At 60.0% G+C, this 18,563-nt stretch carries 19 protein-coding genes and 3 tRNA genes; 12 read left to right on the top strand and 10 right to left on the bottom strand.

Annotated features, from left to right (window positions below; translation table 11 throughout):
• Window positions 1–6 precede the first annotated feature (6 nt).
• The gene (locus HMPREF2806_RS02795) at window positions 7–549 is read left to right on the top strand and encodes a 2'-5' RNA ligase (RefSeq protein WP_070509727.1); all 543 of its coding nucleotides are present in this window, start codon (window positions 7–9) and stop codon (window positions 547–549) included.
• Window positions 550–600: 51 nt separating this feature from the next.
• On the opposite strand, the gene HMPREF2806_RS02790 is transcribed toward HMPREF2806_RS02795, so the two are convergent.
• Window positions 601–673, bottom strand: a tRNA-Lys gene (locus HMPREF2806_RS02790).
• 286 nt (window positions 674–959) lie between these two features.
• Between HMPREF2806_RS02790 and HMPREF2806_RS02785 the strand changes: the two genes are divergently transcribed.
• From HMPREF2806_RS02785 to sucD, 4 genes are all read left to right on the top strand, one after another.
• A complete protein-coding gene (locus HMPREF2806_RS02785; protein ID WP_049155797.1) occupies window positions 960–2,189 on the top strand; it encodes a L,D-transpeptidase in 1,230 nt (409 codons plus the stop codon).
• 55 nt (window positions 2,190–2,244) lie between these two features.
• The gene (locus HMPREF2806_RS02780) at window positions 2,245–2,889 is read left to right on the top strand and encodes a hypothetical protein (protein WP_046647341.1); all 645 of its coding nucleotides are present in this window, start codon (window positions 2,245–2,247) and stop codon (window positions 2,887–2,889) included.
• 203 nt (window positions 2,890–3,092) lie between these two features.
• Window positions 3,093–4,265, top strand: a complete 1,173-nt coding sequence (gene sucC, locus HMPREF2806_RS02775) for an ADP-forming succinate--CoA ligase subunit beta (protein WP_198525904.1) — start codon at window positions 3,093–3,095, stop codon at window positions 4,263–4,265.
• Window positions 4,266–4,273: 8 nt separating this feature from the next.
• Window positions 4,274–5,152, top strand: a complete 879-nt coding sequence (sucD, locus tag HMPREF2806_RS02770) for a succinate--CoA ligase subunit alpha (RefSeq protein WP_070516068.1) — start codon at window positions 4,274–4,276, stop codon at window positions 5,150–5,152.
• Window positions 5,153–5,198: 46 nt separating this feature from the next.
• Here the strand turns inward: sucD and HMPREF2806_RS02765 are convergent, their stop codons facing one another.
• The 4 genes from HMPREF2806_RS02765 to orn form a co-directional block, all read right to left on the bottom strand.
• Window positions 5,199–5,744: a DNA-3-methyladenine glycosylase gene (locus tag HMPREF2806_RS02765; RefSeq protein ID WP_070509717.1), complete on the bottom strand. Its 546-nt coding sequence runs from the start codon at window positions 5,742–5,744 to the stop codon at window positions 5,199–5,201.
• A 27-nt stretch (window positions 5,745–5,771) separates the two neighbouring features.
• On the bottom strand, window positions 5,772–6,632 hold the full coding sequence (locus HMPREF2806_RS02760; RefSeq protein ID WP_070509715.1) for a siderophore-interacting protein: 861 nt from the start codon (window positions 6,630–6,632) through the stop codon (window positions 5,772–5,774).
• A 215-nt stretch (window positions 6,633–6,847) separates the two neighbouring features.
• A tRNA-His gene (locus HMPREF2806_RS02755) sits at window positions 6,848–6,920 on the bottom strand.
• A gap of 49 nt (window positions 6,921–6,969) precedes the next feature.
• Window positions 6,970–7,602 (bottom strand): oligoribonuclease, encoded by a 633-nt coding sequence (gene orn / locus HMPREF2806_RS02750; protein WP_070516132.1) that lies wholly within the window; start codon window positions 7,600–7,602, stop codon window positions 6,970–6,972.
• Window positions 7,603–7,862: 260 nt separating this feature from the next.
• Here orn and HMPREF2806_RS02745 point away from each other — a divergent pair, with 260 nt between their 5' ends.
• Window positions 7,863–9,407 carry an alanine/glycine:cation symporter family protein gene (locus HMPREF2806_RS02745; RefSeq protein WP_070516066.1) on the top strand — a complete coding sequence of 515 codons (1,545 nt, stop codon included), beginning with the start codon at window positions 7,863–7,865 and terminating at the stop codon, window positions 9,405–9,407.
• A gap of 46 nt (window positions 9,408–9,453) precedes the next feature.
• Here HMPREF2806_RS02745 and cmrA read toward each other — a convergent pair whose 3' ends face one another.
• On the bottom strand, window positions 9,454–10,266 hold the full coding sequence (cmrA, locus tag HMPREF2806_RS02740; RefSeq protein ID WP_070516063.1) for a mycolate reductase: 813 nt from the start codon (window positions 10,264–10,266) through the stop codon (window positions 9,454–9,456).
• Between the two features lie 129 nt (window positions 10,267–10,395).
• Between cmrA and HMPREF2806_RS02735 the strand changes: the two genes are divergently transcribed.
• A complete protein-coding gene (locus HMPREF2806_RS02735; protein ID WP_046647333.1) occupies window positions 10,396–10,581 on the top strand; it encodes a PspC domain-containing protein in 186 nt (61 codons plus the stop codon).
• Here the strand turns inward: HMPREF2806_RS02735 and HMPREF2806_RS02730 are convergent, their stop codons facing one another.
• The 3 genes from HMPREF2806_RS02730 to HMPREF2806_RS02720 all read right to left on the bottom strand — a co-directional run bounded on the left by HMPREF2806_RS02730 (window position 10,582) and on the right by HMPREF2806_RS02720 (window position 12,336).
• Complete coding sequence (locus tag HMPREF2806_RS02730) at window positions 10,582–11,214, bottom strand: hypothetical protein (protein ID WP_046647332.1); 633 nt, start codon at window positions 11,212–11,214, stop codon at window positions 10,582–10,584.
• 76 nt (window positions 11,215–11,290) lie between these two features.
• A tRNA-Arg gene (locus tag HMPREF2806_RS02725) sits at window positions 11,291–11,364 on the bottom strand.
• 39 nt (window positions 11,365–11,403) lie between these two features.
• Window positions 11,404–12,336: a LysR family transcriptional regulator gene (locus tag HMPREF2806_RS02720; RefSeq protein WP_070516060.1), complete on the bottom strand. Its 933-nt coding sequence runs from the start codon at window positions 12,334–12,336 to the stop codon at window positions 11,404–11,406.
• 76 nt (window positions 12,337–12,412) lie between these two features.
• Between HMPREF2806_RS02720 and HMPREF2806_RS02715 the strand changes: the two genes are divergently transcribed.
• From HMPREF2806_RS02715 to HMPREF2806_RS02695, 5 genes are all read left to right on the top strand, one after another.
• Window positions 12,413–14,485 (top strand): bifunctional copper resistance protein CopD/cytochrome c oxidase assembly protein, encoded by a 2,073-nt coding sequence (locus HMPREF2806_RS02715; protein ID WP_070516057.1) that lies wholly within the window; start codon window positions 12,413–12,415, stop codon window positions 14,483–14,485.
• A 221-nt stretch (window positions 14,486–14,706) separates the two neighbouring features.
• Entirely contained in the window at window positions 14,707–15,297 is a 591-nt protein-coding gene (locus tag HMPREF2806_RS02710) for a single-stranded DNA-binding protein (RefSeq protein WP_049155822.1), read from the top strand.
• An 80-nt stretch (window positions 15,298–15,377) separates the two neighbouring features.
• The gene (ettA, locus tag HMPREF2806_RS02705; RefSeq protein ID WP_070516054.1) at window positions 15,378–17,048 is read left to right on the top strand and encodes an energy-dependent translational throttle protein EttA; all 1,671 of its coding nucleotides are present in this window, start codon (window positions 15,378–15,380) and stop codon (window positions 17,046–17,048) included.
• A 49-nt stretch (window positions 17,049–17,097) separates the two neighbouring features.
• Window positions 17,098–17,571, top strand: coding sequence for an acyl-CoA thioesterase (locus HMPREF2806_RS02700; protein ID WP_070516052.1), 474 nt, complete (start codon window positions 17,098–17,100; stop codon window positions 17,569–17,571).
• Window positions 17,561–18,217 carry a DUF8185 domain-containing protein gene (locus HMPREF2806_RS02695; protein WP_070516050.1) on the top strand — a complete coding sequence of 219 codons (657 nt, stop codon included), beginning with the start codon at window positions 17,561–17,563 and terminating at the stop codon, window positions 18,215–18,217. The genes HMPREF2806_RS02700 and HMPREF2806_RS02695 overlap by 11 nt, the downstream gene beginning before the upstream one ends.
• On the opposite strand, the gene HMPREF2806_RS02690 is transcribed toward HMPREF2806_RS02695, so the two are convergent.
• Window positions 18,214–18,516 carry a chromate transporter gene (locus tag HMPREF2806_RS02690; protein WP_083306492.1) on the bottom strand — a complete coding sequence of 101 codons (303 nt, stop codon included), beginning with the start codon at window positions 18,514–18,516 and terminating at the stop codon, window positions 18,214–18,216. The genes HMPREF2806_RS02695 and HMPREF2806_RS02690 overlap by 4 nt on opposite strands.
• Window positions 18,517–18,563: the final 47 nt, after the last annotated feature.

Below are 18,563 nucleotides of genomic sequence, written 5' to 3'. Positions count from 1 at the left end.
GGCCGTGTGAGCCGAAATTCGCCCGAGAACCTCCTGTTGTACCTCACCCCGGAGGATGAAGACACGATCCGGGAAGTCTATGCTGCCCTGGCTCAGCGTGGCTTTCCGGTGCAGCACCAGCGCCCGCACATTACGGTAACGTTTGCGCCGGCGCTCGAGACCGCAGTCGTCGACAAGGCCCGCACTCTGTTGCCGCCGCTACTGCCGGCGCTGTTTCATCGCGTCGGGACGGTGGTGTTCGGCAGGAAAAGTAAGCAGACCGTGGCGTGGCTTTTGGAAACCACGGATGACCTGGAGATCGCTGCGCGCCAGGTTAGCGCCGCAAACCCGGAAGGCCGCGGGCCGCGGTGGACCCCGCACCTGACGATGGGGTTGCGCCTGCCTAGAGCGCTCGTGCCCGACTATATGCGCGCACTCGATGAAATCGCCGGGCCGGAGCATAAAGAGTTTAGGGCTGACTATGCCGCGTGGTGGCGGCCTAAGACACAGCGCCTCGACATCTTTGGTGGGTCTGTGGCCGTCGGTCGCGAGCGCGAATCCGCGGAGTGATTAAGAAACAGGAAACCCCCGCTCCGGATAACCCGGGCGGGGGTGATATTGTGCGCCATCAGGGAATCGAACCCCGAACCCACTGATTAAGAGTCAGTTGCTCTGCCAATTGAGCTAATGGCGCTGGTGTTTACCTAGCTGGCTCTGATTTCCTCAGTGCCTGCCGTGCAACGAGATGTAACTTTAACACCCTCTTCCTGAAAAGGTAAAATCGCCAGGTGAATGAAGGTTTTTGGGCTCCTTAGGTAGCGGCTACTTGTCACTTCTTTGAAAGCGCGGAGTGCGGGAGTGGGGAAGGCCGGTAACGAAACGGTTAAGGGCGGTGGCGCTAACTAGTGAGAAGGCCGTGCAGGCAGTTAGGCTTAGTGCACTCTTGTCCTTGTTCGTCCTTTTATGAGCTAGGGGTTTGTGTGCACTCTCTATTCCCTTCTGCACGTCCCGCAGTGCTTCTCTCGAGTCTCATTGCGACTGCCTCCCTTCTGACCGCCTGCACCATTGGCGGGGTCGAGAACTCCAGCCCGGCCGATAGCCACTCTGAGGCAGACGCCCAAGTGAGTGCGGCGGCGGATGCGTCGGCGTCGGCAGCCGCTAAGGCGAAGCAACTACAGTTCTCTGTCAAAGACGGTGCTAGTGATGTCGATCCTTCCGAACCGGTCGAGGTCACTTCTCCTGCGGGCCTGAAGTCGGTGACGATGACCAACGAGGCTGGCAAAGTGGTGGAGGACGAGCTGTCGAGTGATTCGACCACGTGGAAGAGTGCCGAAGTTTTGGGCTACAACCGCACCTACACCATCGATGCCACAGACAAGGATGGCACCCACAAGACCATCACCTTCACTACCCCGCAGGCCGCGGCGGTGTCTGAGGTGGCGTTGAGCCCGCTGCCGGACTCCGAAGTAGGAGTGGGCCAGGTTATCGGCGTGCGTTTCGGCAACTACGTCACCGACCGCAAGGCGGCCGAGAAGGCCATCACGGTCAAGACCGAGCCTGCCGTTGAGGGGGCGTTCTACTGGGTAAATAACCAGGAGGTGCGCTGGCGCCCGCAGAACTACTGGGAGCCGGGCACGAAAGTGACTGTCGACGTCGACCTGTACGGTCGCAACCTCGGCGGCGGTGTTTACGGCGGCGAGGATGCCTCCACCAACTTCACTATCGGTGACCGCGTCATCACGCTGGTCGATAACAACACGAAGATGATGTCGGTGTTCAAGAATGGCGAGGTGCTGCGCCGCATTCCGGTGTCGATGGGCAGGGATGGCCAGTGGGACACCCCGAATGGCGCCTACATCATCGGTGACCAGTACCCGTCCCTCACTATGGACTCGACTACCTTTGGCCTGGCTCTCGACGCCGGCGGTTATAAGACCGACGTTCAGTGGGCGACCCAGATGTCTTACTCCGGAATCTATGTCCACGCGGCGCCCTGGGCTGTGGGTGCGATGGGCAGTTACAACCAGTCCCACGGCTGCATCAACGTGACTACTGAGGCTGCTCAGTGGTTCCAAAACACGGTCAAGCGCGGCGATATCGTGAGGGTTTCCAACACCGGCGGTGGCGTGTTGAGCCCGCTCGACGGCCTGGGGGATTGGAACATGGACTGGGAGACGTGGTCTGCGGGGAACGCTACCGCTAACCAGTAGCCCGGTTGATTGCCGGGGTAGTCTTGCGGAAAAACTGCCAAGGAAAGGGCCCCGGATGAACTGGTATAAGCGAGCTGCGATAGTGCTACTAGCGCCGTTGGCGTTGGTGGCGTGCTCCTCGGAAGGCGGTAGCACGCATGAGGAAAGCGAAAGTGCAAGCCCGTTTGTATCAAGCGTTAGCGCTGCCGCTCCAGCTGAGGAAGGTACGTGCGCGACTGAATTCGATGTCCCGGCGCTGTTGGAGGCGATGCCGGAGGAATTCGCTGGCCTGGCGCACGACCCCACATATGACGCGGGTGAGCCTGATGGCTGGGGGCGCTTCTATCAGGCGGATGGGCTGCAGTTTATGGTCGGTTCCAGCTATCTAGATGAGAAAGAAACTGACCCCTGTCCACAGGACAATGAGCAGGCCGCGCGAGACGTGCGCTCGTTCATTGCCGAGGACTATCAGCGTCAGGAGCGAGAGAACGGCGAAGAGGTCAAACCTTTTGAGGACCTCGACTTCACTGAGGGTGGCCGCTACTTTGCCTGCGCGAAGCACCCGGAGGCGGACCTGCGGCAGTTCTTTTGCGTGACCACCGTGGGTAATGCGGAAGTGGTTAACTACATGTTCCGGCACTCGATGGGTGATGCGAAGGACGTGGAAGACATGAAGAGCGCATCGAAGGAATTGGCCGCGATTATTGACAGCGTTGCCTAGGGTTACCGTCTAGGGTGCCCCCGAAAGTGAAGTCAGTTAATTCGCTATTGGCATACTGTGGCCTTGCAACGGGCGGCGTTGCGTCATGCCCGCGCACTTTGTGAAGCACTGCGCAGGCGCGAATGTTAAGTGGTTTGCATCACGTCTCTGTTTTGGTGAATCTTGTGGAGAACTAGTTATTCACTGCAAAGATGGAGGCAGAAGTGGATCTCTACGAGTACCAAGCTCGAGACCTCTTTGAAGCTCATGGGGTTCCCACCCTGAAGGGCATTGTTGCGACCTCGGCCGTGCAGGCTGAGGAAGCAGCCACGAAGCTGGGCACGCCGGTGGTTGTGGTCAAGGCACAAATCAAAACCGGTGGGCGCGGCAAAGCCGGGGGAGTCAAGCTAGCGCACAGCCCCGCGGAAGCCGCGGAGAAGGCCAACGAGATCCTGGGCCTGAAAATCAAGGGCCACACCGTGCGCAAGGTGATGGTGGCAGAAGGCGCAGACATCGCTGAGGAATACTACTTCTCGATCCTCCTCGACCGCACCAAGCGCCGTTACCTGGCCATGCTCTCCAAGGAAGGTGGCGTGGAGATTGAAAAGCTGGCCGAGGAGCGCCCAGATGCCCTGATTAAGCGCAGCTTCTCCCCGCTCGACGGCATGACGGACACCCTCGCTAGGGACATGGCATATGAGGCGGGGTTTGATGAGGGGGACGTCGCCAAGCTCGTGCCCGTGTTCAAGAAGCTTTACACGGTCTATACCGAGGAAGACGCCACGTTGGTGGAAGTTAATCCGCTAGTCAAGACGTCAAGCGGAGAAATTATTGCGCTCGATGGCAAGGTCACGCTGGATGATAACGCGCAGTTCCGCCACCCCGAGCACCGGGACCTCCAAGACCACGGTGCGACCGACCCGCTGGAGCTCAAGGCGCAGAAGATGGGGTTGAACTATGTCAAGCTCGATGGTTCGGTGGGTGTTATCGGCAACGGCGCTGGCTTGGTGATGTCAACGCTCGACGTTGTGGCCTACGCCGGCGAAGACCTTGCATCGCAGCCAAAGCCCGCGAACTTTTTGGATATCGGCGGTGGCGCCAATGCGGAAGTGATGGCTAACGGGCTTGAGGTGATTCTCAGTGACCCGCAAGTGAAATCTGTCTTCGTCAACGTCTTCGGTGGCATTACCGCGTGCGACGAGGTTGCCAAGGGCATCGTGCAGGCGTACAAGATTTTGGATTCTGAAGGCATTGAGCCCAAGCCGCTCGTGGTGCGCCTCGACGGCAATAATGCCGAGCTGGGACGCTCGATTCTTAATGACGCACGCCTGCCCAAACTGGAGCAGGTTGAAACCATGGATGCTGCTGCCCGCAGGGCTGCTGAGCTGGCGAACTAGGAGTAGATATGTCGATTTTTCTCAACAAAGACTCGCGGATCATTGTGCAGGGCATGACGGGCTCGGAAGGCATGAAGCACACGCGCCGCATGCTGGCGTCCGGCTCCAACATCGTAGGTGGCGTCAACCCGCGCAAGGCCGGCGAACGCGTGGATATTGAGGGGCGCGAGATCCCTGTGTTTGGCAGCGTGCGCGAGGCTATGCAGGCGACAGACGCCAACGTCACCGTCATCTTCGTGCCAGCAAAGTTCACCAAGGATGCGGCGGAGGAGGCGATCCGGGCTGGCATTGAGCTCGTCGTGATCATCACCGAGGGAATCCCAGTGAAGGACACGGCGGAGCTCTATGCGCTGGGACGAGAGTCCAAGACGCGCATCATCGGCCCCAATTGCCCGGGGCTGTACACGCCGGGTGAATCTAATGCGGGCATTATCCCGGCGGAGACCGCTCCAAACCCAGGAAAGATTGGCTTGGTGTCGAAGTCGGGCACGTTGACGTACCAGATGATGTACGAACTCTCAGACATTGGCTTCAGCACGTGCGTGGGAATCGGTGGTGACCCGATTATCGGCACGACGCATATTTCTGCGATCGAGGCATTCCAGAATGACCCGGACACCGAGGCAATCATCATGATCGGTGAGATTGGCGGCGACGCAGAAGAGCACGCTGCGGCTTATATCAAGGACCATGTGACGAAGCCGGTCATTGCCTACATTGCTGGATTTACCGCACCAGAGGGTAAGACGATGGGCCACGCCGGTGCCATCGTCTCGGGCGGTTCCGGTACGGCAGAAGGAAAGAAGGCAGCACTGGAGGCCGCCGGTGTAAAGGTAGGAAAGACCCCGTCCCAAGCAGCAGAGTTGGTGCGAGCAGCCTTGGCGTAGTTGGGTGAGGCATGGGGCGGTTCGCCCCATGCCCCTCACATAAGAATTAGCGGGGGAGACCGCGGCGTCGCGACACCGTCTTGTCAAAGGGGATCCAAAAGCGCAAGGCTGCGTCTTGGTTCTTGGAGATTCCAATGCGTGGGCCGCGGACCCACTCTGGCTCCTCTTCGCGCTCGCTGAGGAGTACGGGCGTGCCGTTGTCCTCGATGCTGAAGCCAAGGGCCTTGCCCACATTGCCAGGGCCGCGGGCGAGGTTATAAAAATCGGTGTCGCCCCGGCGTTGGTAGGCGAGGTCTAAGCCGTCGATTACTTCGCCGGCCCGCAGCAGGCAGCCCTCGCCGGTACCTTCGGGTGCACAAACGATATTGCCGTTTCGGTGGATGCCATAGGACACATAGACGTAGAGGCGGCCGGGTGGACCGAACATGGCGGCGTTGCGTGGAGTACGTCCGTTAAAGGTGTGCGAAGCCTCATCGCCTGAGCCGAGGTAGGCCTCCACCTCTGTGATGCGAATGGAGACGCCGTTGTGCGTCAGCACCATTCCCAGCAGTTGGGGAGCGACAATGTCTGCGGAGGCGGTGAAATCGATCATTGCCGCAGTCTAACGTGCGAGCGAGGTTTAGGCTTTGGCCTTGTCTTCTTCGGCTTCAATCTCTGCGTTGAATTCGCGCTTGGAGGCCTGCCACTGGTCCTCAGTCATGCCGATGCGCCAGTAGCCAGAGATAGAAACGTCTTCCTTGGGAATTCCAGATTCCACGAAAAGGAAGCGACGCAGCTCTTTGATCATTTCGGCGACACCGTGGATGAACCAGCTGGTTTTCTTCCCCGTGGGGATACCAGCTTCGCGCACCACGCGGGATAGCTTAGTACCAGGGGTAGCACCATTGCGGACTACCCAGACGACCTCCACGCCCTCGCGGGTAGGGAGTTCAAACGTGCGGTCTTCGGCCGCGATCTCGATGTATGCAGTTGCAGTCGCGCCTTCGGGGAGGCGCTTCAAGCCGGCACCGATGGCCGGTGCCGCGGATTCATCGCCAGCGAACACAAAGTGCTCATATTCTTCGGTGGGTCCCCACGCACCACCTGGGCCGAGGAAACCGATCTTCTCTCCGACTTCGGCGACCCGTGCCCACGGGCCAGCCAGGCCAGAATCACCGTGGGTGACAAAGTCAACGTCGAAGTCCCCGGTTTCCGGGTTCAGGTTGATCAGGGTATAGGTGCGGAGAATCGGTTGTTTATCACGCGGCTGCTCTTCACGAATCTGCTGGACATCAAACGGCCAAGAGTAGTCAGCGCTTTGTGGTACGAACAACAGCTTGATGTAGTGATCCGTAAACTCCAGCTCTTTGCCCACAAAAGCCGGGGAGTTCATGCTCAACCGAACCAAGTCCGGAGAGACCTGGTGACGACCAGTCACGGTTGCTTCATGTGCCTTGCGGGGCTTGCGCTTCGGCGCTACTTCTTTAGTTTGGGCAGCCATTGTTATCACTGTCCTTCGGAATACTTGAGTTGCTGTGCGGATATAAGCCTACACACTATGCAATTAGGTAAGGCTAAAATAACTAAGGTTAGGGTTGGTTGCGGGCTTCGCGGTGCAGGCCGCCGTGCGCGGCGTAGGGAGTGGCTCTGGGCCCGAGGATTAGCGCAAAAAGTTAACCCCGCATCCTGCTCAAGCACAATGCGGGGTTAGTTCGGGGTGGCTGACGGGGCTCGAACCCGCGACACCCAGGATCACAACCTGGTGCTCTACCAGCTGAACTACAGCCACCATCGTTGCCCGAAAGCAACGAGATACAGGTTAACCCACGTCGTCGGTTTTACAAAAACGCCTGGTAATCGGTGGTTGTAGCGGCCTTCAGTTCCTCGGCTTCCGTGGAGGAGGGGCCGTCGTCGGTGCGGAAAACGCTGCGGCGGTAAAAATCGAGCTCGCGGATGGACTCGATAATGTCCTGCAGTGCCCGGTGCGCCATTCCCTTATCCGGCTGGTTGTAATAAGCCCGCGGGTGCCAGCGGCGGGCGAGCTCTTTAATGGTGGAAACATCAATCATTCGGTAGTGCAGCGCGGTATCCAGGCGTGGCATGTAGGCGCGGATGAAGGCGCGGTCCGTAGCGATGGAATTTCCCGCCAAGGGTGCAGGGTGGTTCGGATCGCAGTGCTTCTCGACGAGTTTCAGTACTGCTTCCTCTGCTTCTTCGATCGTGAGCGTGGATTCCCGAATTTCCTTGTCCAGCCCGGAGTTTGCGTGCATTGTGGTGACGAAGTCGTCCATCTCCGCGAGCTGCTCCTCCGTGGCGTGCACGACGAGGTCGATGCCTTCGTCAAGGATGTTCAGCTCGGCGTCGGTTATCACGGCGGCAACTTCCACGATGACGTGGCGCTGTGGTTCCAGTCCGGTCATTTCCAGATCGATCCAGACAAGGCGGTCATTCTTAGCGGGGATATCACTCATGGGTTCCACCATAGTTTCTCCTTGGTAGCGGTTCGGTAGGTGCTGGGGTGGGGGTAAGTGGGGGTAGAGCGAAGACTCGGGCGGTAAAAAGCTTCTTGAACGATGTGAACTGGGGTTTTGTGGCGATTGCCCGGGTTGCGAGAGGGGGCATTCTCAACTTTTTTATGATTTCGCTCACGAAAGCCTCAGTCGATGGGACATTATTAGGACAGCCTTTAACGTGATGGCACTCACATATAGCGAAGGACGGTAACCTACCGATGTCAACCTTTCTCGATACCCTCAATGCTCTAATCTGGTCACCAGCACTGGTCTTCCTGTGTCTCGGCGCGGGAATCTATTTCACTTTGGCGACCAAGTTCCTGCAGGTACGCTGCATTCCGGACATGATTAAGCAGCTGAAGGATGGTGAGAGCTCCGATTCGGGTGTCTCGTCCTTCCAGTCGCTCATGATTTCCTTGGCCGGCCGTGTCGGCGTGGGCAACATCTCCGGCGTTGCTACGGCTATTGCGTTCGGCGGCCCAGGCGCTGTGTTCTGGATGTGGGCGGTGGCGCTGCTGGGTTCCGCAACGTCGTTCGTGGAATGTACCTTGGCGCAGGTCTACAAGGAGAAGGACCAGGACACTGGTGAGTACCGCGGCGGCCCGGCCTACTACATCGAGAAGGCCTACAAGCACACCAAGGCTGGCCCGTTCATGGTGGTCTACGGCATCGTCTTCGCCATTGCGATGATCCTGGCTACCAGCTACTTCCTGCCGGGAATTCAGGCTAACGGTGTGGCCGCCGCCGTGAAGAATGCGTGGGGCATCGAAGTTGGTTGGTCTGCGCTGGTTCTGGGCGGAATTCTGGCCATCATCATTATCGGTGGCGTCAAGCGCATCGCTAACTTCGCGTCCCTCGTGGTTCCGTTCATGGCGGCTGCCTACATTCTCTTTGCCATCATCATTCTGATCATGAACTTTAACCAGATCCCTGAGGTCTTCGGCATGATCTTTAAGTCTGCTTTCGGCGCCGAGCAGGCCTTCTCTGGCCTGTTGGGTTCGGCCATCATGTGGGGCGTGAAGCGAGGCATCTACTCTAACGAGGCAGGCCAGGGTACCGGTCCGCAGTCTGCTGCGGCCGCGGAAGTGTCCCACCCAGCGAAGCAGGGTTTCGTCCAGGCTTTCGCGGTGTACATCGATACCCTCTTCGTATGCTCCGCAACCGCCTTCATCATCATCTCCACGGACATGTACAAGGTCTTCGAGGGCGAATCTGAGGACGGTCCCGTGCGTTATGCCGGTTCTATCCCGGATGGTGTTGAGGTGGGTCCGGGCTTTGTCCAGCACGGCCTAGACACCCTGTTGGCAGGTTTCGGACCGAGCTTCATTGCCATCGCCATCGCGTTCTTTGCCTTCACCACCGTCTTGGCCTACTACTACATGGCAGAGGTCAACCTGACCTACTTCAACCGGTGGATTAGCAACAAGACCGCCCGTCGCGCACTGGTTTGGCTCCTGCGCATTCTCCTCGTGGTGTCCGTGGTTATCGGTGCTACGACAACTCCAGGCGCTGCCTGGGCGCTGGGTGATATCGGTGTTGGCGCAACGGCCTGGCTCAACATCATTGCCATCCTCTTCCTACAGGTCCCGGCTCTCAAGTGCCTCAAGGACTACAGCGCACAGAAGGCTGCTGGCAAGGATCCGCAGTTCGACCCAGAGGCGCTGGGCATCCAGAACGCCGATTTCTGGGTAGAGCGCAAGCTCGCCCGCCAGGAGGCCGCGCAGAAGGCCATCGCGCAGGACTCCCCGCTCCAAGGTAAGTAAAGCAAAGCCCGCGCTCCTTGAAACGGAGCGCGGGCTTTGGCGTGTTTTAGGCCATCTTGGAATAGAAGCTGCCGATGATCGGCGCAACAATCGGGGTCGGCACAATCTTGCCCAACGCGTTCATCACCTTGGAGAGCGGGCCGGGGACTACGCGCCGCTGGTTGCGGGCCATGGCCTCGAGGGTTTCTTCGGAGCAGGACTCGTAGGTGGTCCACAAGAAGTCTGGGACGACCTTATCCACGATGGACTGCTCCTCCTCGGGGATAACGGCATCGCGCACTGGGCCAGGGGCCAGCAGGGTGCAGGTTACGCCCGAGCCCTTGAGCTCATAGTGCAGGGCCTCAGTAAAGGCATTGACACCTGCCTTAGTGAAAACATAGGTGGCGTTGTTCGGAATGGAGACGTTACCCGCAGCCGAGCCCACATTGCAGATAGCGCCGCTGCGCCGCGGCAGCATCTGCTCCAGCGCGGCACGGGTCAGACGGTGAACGGCCTTGCCGTTGAGATCAAACTGCCTGGTCTCATAATCCCAGTCCTGATCCATGAACTTGCCAAAGCTGGCGATGCCCGCCGAGTTGACGATGATGGAGATTTCCTTGCCCGCCATGAACTCGATAACGCGGTCAACGTCCGCCGCCTCGGAGAGATCCGCAGCCAGCGCAATGGCATCAACCTCGTGACGGGAGCGTAGGTCTACAGCGATGGATTCGAGGACTTCTTCGCGGCGGGCAACGAGAATGACGTTGTAGCCGCGAGCGGCCAAATCTTTGGCCATCGCAGCGCCAATGCCCTGGCTGGCACCAGTTAGCAGCGCATACGACGAGCGGGTAGGGGCGGGCAGCCCAGGGGAGTGAGCCATGAAACAGCGTCCTTTCTCTCAGGGGTGGGAAGTCTCCACCCAGCGTAGAGCACTCAGGGTTTAAATCAGGGTAAATACTGATGTCTCCTCGGCCCCAACTCTGGATAATAGAAAGCGAAAGGAGACATCATGACCAACCAACGTTTAACTCGTTCCACTACTGACACGATGCTCGGCGGCGTCTGCGGCGGCATCGCGCAGACCTACAACCTCGATCCGACCCTGGTGCGCATTCTCTTCGTTGTTGCGACTCTGCTGGGCTTCTCGGGAATTCTGCTCTACCTCATCCTCTGGGTTGTTATTCCAGTGGAGTAGCTACTGCAGCGGGCCGAAAGCCATAAACCTCTTCCACGTTTCCCACTCCTCCTGCAGACGCGGCAAGGCGCTGGGCGGGGTGGCGGAGGCGTCGACAAGCACGGCGTCCTGCATACGCACGCCGTTGTCGAAGAAGAGCGCTGCGTGCCCGGAGGCGCCGTAGCGGAGCACCGGAACCAAATTGAGCCCGTCGAAGGACAGCGGGGCGTTGGGCCGCACATCCAGCCCCGCGATTGCCGCGAGCGTGGGCGCCAGGTCGAGAGGGGAGACGAGCTCTGCGCACTCCCCGGACTCTGCTACGCCGGGCCATAGGAGGGACATCGCGGACTTCTCGCCCTGTAGGGAGCAGACCGCCACGACGCCCTCTAGGTCACCCAGCAGCTGGGGATCCGGCTGCTCGAGGAGGCGAAAGACAGGTGCGGACGCGGGGAGGGCGTCTTCTCGGACCTCGAAGCCGGAGGCCGCGAAAATCTCCGTGATGCGGGTGGTGGCGCCGCGCTGCGGGTACTGTCCCGTGAGCACCCCGCGGCGCGATTCCGCATAGCTTGGCGACGGCACCCAAGCGTTACTGAAGCGCAATCCGCGCAGCGCGGATTCTGGGGCGTAGTCAAAAGTGGCGAGAGTAATGTCCATAGGAGTGTGCCCAAAAAGTTCCTAAAGGCCACTTTTTGACGTTATGGAAAACCTCAAAAAGTGGCTCTAAACTGCGTGCCCCCAGCAGGATTCGAACCCGCGACACATGGGGTAGAAACCCACTGCTCTAATCCACTGAGCTATGGAGGCGTACCGAGCCATCATAACGCACCGGAGAGCGAAGTCAGACTATCGGGCTACTGCTGGCGTTGATTCGGTGCTGGTGCTGAGGAGGGCGGAGACCAACGTGCGCGCTGCCGGACTCAAGGCGCGGTCCGTACGGTGGATGAGAAGCGCCTGCATAGTAGGCAGCGTTTCCGCAACGCGACGGAAATGAACGCCGCTCTGGCCCAAGGCCTGCGCGGTGTGCGGCATGAGGCTGATGCCATAGTCGCCGGCAACGAGCGGCAAGCCTGTTTGCAGCGTGGAAATTTCCTGGACGCCCATAGGTTTGCTGAGCGGGGCCGCGGCCCATACCTGGTCCAACACTTCGGGCAGGCTGCTGAGCTCCGGACAGCGCGGCGGCAGGAGCCACGTTTCGGCGGCAAGATCGGAGAGCTGGACTGGGTCGGGTAGGTCCGCCAGACGCTGGGGGAGTGCGACGCGCAGGTCCATCTCGGCGGCGCAGTCAATGGTGAGCTGTGTGCCGTAGTCCTGGCGGAAGCGCTGTGGGTTGGTGGTGAGGATGATGCCGATCTCCACGGAGCCATCCAGGACCTGCTTGAGCGTGGTGGTAGGTTCTAAGTCCTTTAAGGAAACACTTACCTCTGGCGCGCGTTGCCGCATGCGGCGCAGAACCGCCGGCATATACAGCCAATTGAACTCGGGCGCGGAACACAGCGTGACTGACCCGGCGCTGCCCGACGCAATCTCGGCTAGGCGCACGGCAGCGGTGTTGAGGAGGGAATCGATCGAGGTCGCGACACCATAGAGGTAATCTCCGGCCTCCGTGGTTTGGACTCCGCCGCGCCCGCGGGAGAGCAGCTTCACGTTGAGATCTTTTTCGAGTTTGCGCACGGTAAGGCTCAGGGAAGGTTGCGTGAGCTGCAGCGATTCCGCGGCCTGCGTAAACGAACCGTGGTCCACGACGGTTCGAAAGTGGTGAAGCTGGCGTGAGTCCATAAGTGCAGACTACCCGAAAGCTAAGAGTTGTCTACCTTTTAGGTAAGAGAACATGTGTGGCGGTAGACTGCCCACCATGCACACTGAGAAGGAAAACACCAGCTCACAGTACTCGCCGGGGCTGGCGCACTCGGCGTCGGGAGCGCGGCCCTCCCGTTTGTTGAATCTTTCTTTCGTCGTCTTCGCTGGTCTCGTGGGCGGGATCATTTCCCTGTTCTTCCTTGCAGATTCGCTCGCTGCCCTCGGTATCCCGGACCCGGGGCGCGTCACGACCTTTGGTTTGCCCTTCTTCCGTGCCGTCGCCTGGATGCTGATGGCCCTGTCCATCGGCTCATTCATGTCCAGCGCATTCTTGATTTACCCGGCCGTGCCAGATAAGGACAACGAGCGTTTGATCAAGGCGCGCCTCACCGTCGACGGGCACATCGCTGCGCGGACTGGTGCCTGGGCCGCTGTGGGGGCCGCGGTGGTGTCCTTGCTCGAGGTTCCCCTCGTCATGTCGGATCTCACTGGTACTCCGTTGCGCCAGGTTCTTAACCCGGAGCTGATGGGCATGGCGGTGGGCCAGATTGCGGCGTCGCAGGTCTGGCTCCTTACCGCGGGGATCGCAGCGCTCGTCGCCGTAGCGGGGTTTGTTGCGCGCACGTGGGCGGGACAGGTCGCTACGTTCTTCCTGTCCCTGTTGCTCACGGTGCCCCTCGGGATGGAGGGGCACTCGGCCTCCGGCGGCGACCATGACTACGGCACGAACTCACTGCTTTTGCACCTGTTCTTCATCATGCTGTGGGTCGGTGGGCTCATGGGCCTCATTGCGCATGGCCGCCGCCTAGGGCCTGACATGGGCGTGGCGGTTCGCCGTTATTCTACGGTTGCGCTGCTGTCCATCTTGGGGTTGGCGGCGACCGGTGTGGTCAATGCGCTCATCCGCGTTGAGTTAGGGGATTTATTCACCACTCGCTATGGCTTGCTGGTGTTGAGCAAGACAGTGCTCACGGTGGTGCTCGCGGCCATAGGATTTGTGCATCGCCGAGTCACCATTCCCCAGCTGAAACGCGCACCGCGCCTGTTTGTTCGAGTGTCTGTGGTGGAGGTTCTCATCATGGCGGCCACAGTCGGCGTGGCCATCTCGATGGGTCGCACACCGCCCCCGCCGCCGCGGGATCCGAATCTCAACGCCATGCAGATTCTGGTGGGCTACGAGCTTTTCGACGCCCCGACAGCCACCAACGTGTGGACCATGTTCCGCTTCGACCTCATGTTTGGCTCGCTCGGACTCGTGCTAGCCGGCTTCTACCTGTACGCGCTCTGGCGTCTGAAGCGGCGTGGGCTGACGTGGTCGGCGGGGCGTACGGCCTGGTTCCTGGTGGGCTCCTTGGGCATGACCATCATCATGAGCAACGGTATTGGCCTGTACATGCCGGCGCTGTACTCCATGCACATGCTCGTGCACATGATTTTGTCCATGGCGATTCCGCTCTGCCTCGTGTTGGGTGCCCCAGTGACCTTGGTTATGGAGGCGTTTGAACCGGGTGAGCCGGGCAAGCCCACGCTTCACGACGCCGCTGTCGCCCTCACCAAATCCACCACGCTGCGCGTCCTGACGCATCCGGCGGTCAATGTCCTGCAGTTTCTGGCCATTCTCTACGTGCTCTACCTCTTTCCGAGCTTCTACGAGGTTGCCATTTCGGAACATGCCGGGCACGTCATCATGAACTGGGTCTTCCTGATTTCCGGCTACATCTACTACTGGGAGGTTATTGGCCCGGATCCGTTGCCATGGCGCGCGCCCACTGGCGTTCGCCTACTGATCCTGTTTGTGTCGATGCCTCTGCACCTGTTCGCCGGTGTCTACCTCATGCAGATGCAGGTTATTCTGGGCTTGGATTTCTATGAATCCTTGAACCTGCCGTGGAACCCGGACTTTGTCACGGATCAGCGCACCGGCGGCGGTATTTCGTGGGGCTTTGGCCAGTTCCCGCTGGTGATCGTGTTTGGTTCACTATTCCTGGATTGGCTGCGAGAGGATCGCGCCACTGCTCGCCGCCACGATGCCAAGGCGGACGTTGACGGTGATGCCGACTTGGCAAGCTACAACGCCATGCTCAAGCAGATGAACGAAGGCGACGATTCCAGCTTCCGCCAGCACTAGGGGCGCCAGCACTAGAGAGCTGGCGCGTCCAGGGTGATGGAAAAGGGTCTTTGAACTGTGTGAATGGATATTTTGTTGATTCTCTCAACAAGTTATCCACAGGTTCGCGGTGACGCCATTGCGGGTGCGGTGATCAGTGGCGATGATGCGTGGTAAGGGAGGCGTATTGCTTCCTCACACTCAAGAAGATCACCAACCACACATGGCAAAGGAATCACGCAATGTCTCAATACCCAATCTCACTTACTGGGCGTTTGACCCACGACCCGCACCTGACCAAGATTAGCGACACCATGTACAAAGCCCGCCTGCGCTTTGCCTCCTCCCGCAGCGTTCCGGAAAAGGATGAAGAAGGCAAGACGGTGTGGCGAGAGCTGGACCTCAACTATATCGACGGCGAGGTGTGGGGCCAGTGCGCCATCAACGTCAAGAAGTCCCTGTTTAAGGGCATGCCGGTCTTTGTTATGGGATCCATCGTCACGGACCGGTGGGAGGATCAGCGCGGAGCGACGCGTTCTAGGACCTATATCAAGATTGCCCACGTGGGGCTCGACCTCAACCGCTTCTGCATTACCTCCACCAAAATTGGTACCTCCTACGGCGAGGAGGGCAGTGAAGCTCTCTGGCTGGGGGAGAATCCGCCGGTGCCGGACGTAGATTACACGGCGCCACCCAGTGCCACGGAGAATGAAGCAATGCCAGCTGCCCTGCAATCGGGAGATACTCCGCAGGACACCGCGGCGGACCGTCAGCAAGCGCAGTCTGCGGCCGAGTCACACGTCGAACCGGAACCTGAGGACGCGATGGTCTAAGGACAGAGGACCACCGCCGCCCATGTGATGTAGTCTTTGTACTGTTATTTACCAATCCTGACAGAAGCAAAGGGTGAAACATGGGCGAATTCATCTACACGATGAAAAACGTGCGTAAGGCCATCGGTGACAAGGTTATTTTGGATAACGTCACCATGGCTTTCTACCCGGGCGCCAAGATTGGCGTCGTGGGCCCCAACGGTGCAGGTAAGTCCTCGATCCTGAAGATCATGGCCGGCCTTGATCAGCCTTCCAACGGTGAGGCTTTCCTGGATCCGGGCAAGACGGTCGGCATCCTCCTCCAGGAGCCGCCGCTCAATGAGGAGAAGACGGTCCGCGAAAACGTCGAAGAAGGCCTCGGTGAAATCTTCCAGAAGAAGCAGCGCTTCGAGGAGATCGCGGAGGAGATGGCTACCAATTACTCCGACGAGCTCATGGAGGAAATGGGCAAGCTGCAGGAGGAGCTCGACGCTGCCGATGCCTGGGAGGTCGATTCCAAGATCGAGCAGGCTATGGAAGCACTGCGCTGCCCGCCGTCCGATGCCCCGGTAACCAACCTCTCCGGTGGTGAGCGCCGCCGCGTCGCACTGGCCAAGCTGCTGCTGAGTGAGCCCGACCTGCTGCTGCTCGACGAGCCCACGAACCACCTGGACGCCGAGTCTGTCCAGTGGCTGGAGAAGCACCTCGAGTCTTACCCGGGTGCGGTCCTGGCCGTGACCCACGACCGTTACTTCCTCGACCACGTCGCGGGCTGGATCTGTGAGGTTGACCGCGGCAAGCTCTACCCCTACGAGGGCAACTACTCCACCTACCTGGAGAAGAAGGCTGAGCGTCTGGAAATTGCCGGCGCCAAGGACAAGAAGCTGCAGAAGCGCCTCAAGGACGAGCTCGCATGGGTTCGCTCCGGTGCCAAGGCCCGCCAGGCCAAGAACAAGGCCCGTCTCCAGCGCTACGAGGAGATGGCTGCGGAAGCCGAGAAGTACAAGAAGCTGGACTTTGAGGAGATCCAGATTCCGACCCCGCCGCGCCTGGGCAACAAGGTGGTAGAGGTCAAGAACCTGACCAAGGGCTTCGATGATCGTGTGCTCATCAAGGACTTGTCCTTCACCCTGCCGCGCAACGGCATTGTCGGCGTGATCGGCCCGAACGGTGTGGGTAAGTCCACGCTGTTCAAGACCATCGTGGGTCTGGAGCAGCCGGATTCCGGCAGCGTGGACGTCGGCGAGACCGTCAAGCTGTCCTATGTTGACCAGGGCCGCGAGAACATCGACCCCGAGGCCACCGTGTGGGAGGTAGTCTCCGACGGGCTGGATTACATTCACGTCGGCCAGAACGAAATGCCGTCCCGCGCCTACCTCTCCGCTTTCGGTTTCAAGGGTGCCGATCAGCAGAAGCCTTCCAAGGTTCTCTCCGGCGGTGAGCGCAACCGCTTGAACCTGGCCCTGACCCTTAAAGAGGGCGGCAACCTGATCCTCCTCGATGAGCCGACCAACGACTTGGACGTGGAAACCCTGGGCTCGCTGGAAAACGCCCTGGAGAAGTTCCCCGGCTGCGCCGTGGTTATTTCTCACGACCGCTGGTTCCTCGATCGCACCTGTACCCACATCCTGGCCTGGGAGGGCAACGTGGCAGAAGGTCAGTGGTTCTGGTTCGAGGGCAACTTCGGTGACTACGAGAAGAACAAGGTTGAGCGCCTCGGTGAGGAAGCTGCCCGCCCGTCTCGCGTTACCCACCGCAAACTCAGCCGCTAGGGCCATCTAGCCCAAGCGTCCAAAGGAAGAACTCCGAAAGGAACCTGGAATGTCCGCTCAAAAGGTTGTGTCGGAAAAGACCACGGACAATGTCCATGCGCTCACCGTAGGTGTGCGCTGGTCGGACTTCGACATGTACGGCCACATGATGAACTCCAATTTCATCGAGCTGGCGCAGGAGGCGCGCTTGGCTTTTGCCATGCACAACTTCTACGCCCGCGGTGTCAACATGGTGGCATTCGTCCGCCATATCGACGCGGACTATGTCCGCCCCATCAAGTGGGATGGGCAGCACGGCACGGTCACGGTGGAAACCACGGTGGTGCGTCTTGGCACCACGTCCTTCACCACCCGCCAAAAGATTAAGGACGCCCAGGGCCAGGTGGCCTGTGTCATCGACTGCGTGCAGGTCGCCATCGACCCGGGTACACAGATGCCGCGCGAGGTTACTGAGGAGGAGCGCAACATCATCCTGGAACACGCCGTCGTCGAGCTGGATGAGCAGCGCGATCATGGAGAGTGAAACTCTCCGAGTGCGCAGCGGTGGGGGAGGGCTGCGTGCCCTCCTCGCCCGCGCGACGGGGCTCGATGCCTCAGCCTCGGTGCGTCTGCGCCAGCATGACGCCAACCAGGTCGAGGTCTTTGTCACGACGCCCTTCGAGGTCGTTGTGGCACGGCGGTGCGGAGGCACCGTGGGCCGCGACGGGGCAGTGGTGTCCGCGCAAGCGCTTGCCGACGCCCTCCACACCGCCCCCGACCCTGTCCTTGCGGAGGACGGTGTGGAGCTTTCGCTGGGGCCTGCGCGCGATCCATCGTGGCCAGGCGCGTTACCGCCGGCGCAGGGGTTTCGTGAAATCGATTCCTTGCCGGTAGACGTCGTTCGCGAGCTCGCCGATAAGGGCCGCCAGCTGGCCCGCCAGTTCTCTGGACCGATGGGCCCACCACAGAGCTTGTTGAATCAGACCGTGCTCACCGTAGAGAACTCGGAGGCACAGGTGGAGATTCCCATGCGGATGATCTTCGCCTGCACCAGCCTCGGCCTCATTCCGGGGTTTGCCGCATCACTCAAGATCCCCCGTCACTTGCGCGTGGCGGGCAAGGGGCGCTGGGTGCGTCTCGATGCGCCCTATGGCAGCGTCTACCACTCGACGCGTTTGTCCCTGTTCTAAAGCAGCACGAATCCCGCCAGTGCGGCGCCCACGGCGACCGTCCACGGCGGGGCTTTGCACAGTAGTGCTACACCTGCGCTGACAGCGATAAGCACCGAAGCCCACCCCGTAACCCCGTGGGTGATAATGGGGTCCCACAGCGCCGCGATGAGCAGGCCGACCACGGCTGCATTGATGGCGGTGAACGCGCCGCGCAGCCAACCAAGATGATTCCAGCGCGTCCACAGATGCAAAGCGGCGAGCGTGAGCAAGGCACCCGGCACGAAAATAAGAACGGTCCCCAGGAGCGCTCGGCCGATCCCGCCGTCAAAGACCTGAGGTTACCCTCGTTTAGTGGACACCCTAT

This window comes from Corynebacterium sp. HMSC076G08 (genome assembly GCF_001811515.1).
Lineage (GTDB): Bacteria > Actinomycetota > Actinomycetes > Mycobacteriales > Mycobacteriaceae > Corynebacterium > Corynebacterium hiratae.
This window is presented reverse-complemented; position numbering and strand designations above follow the sequence as displayed.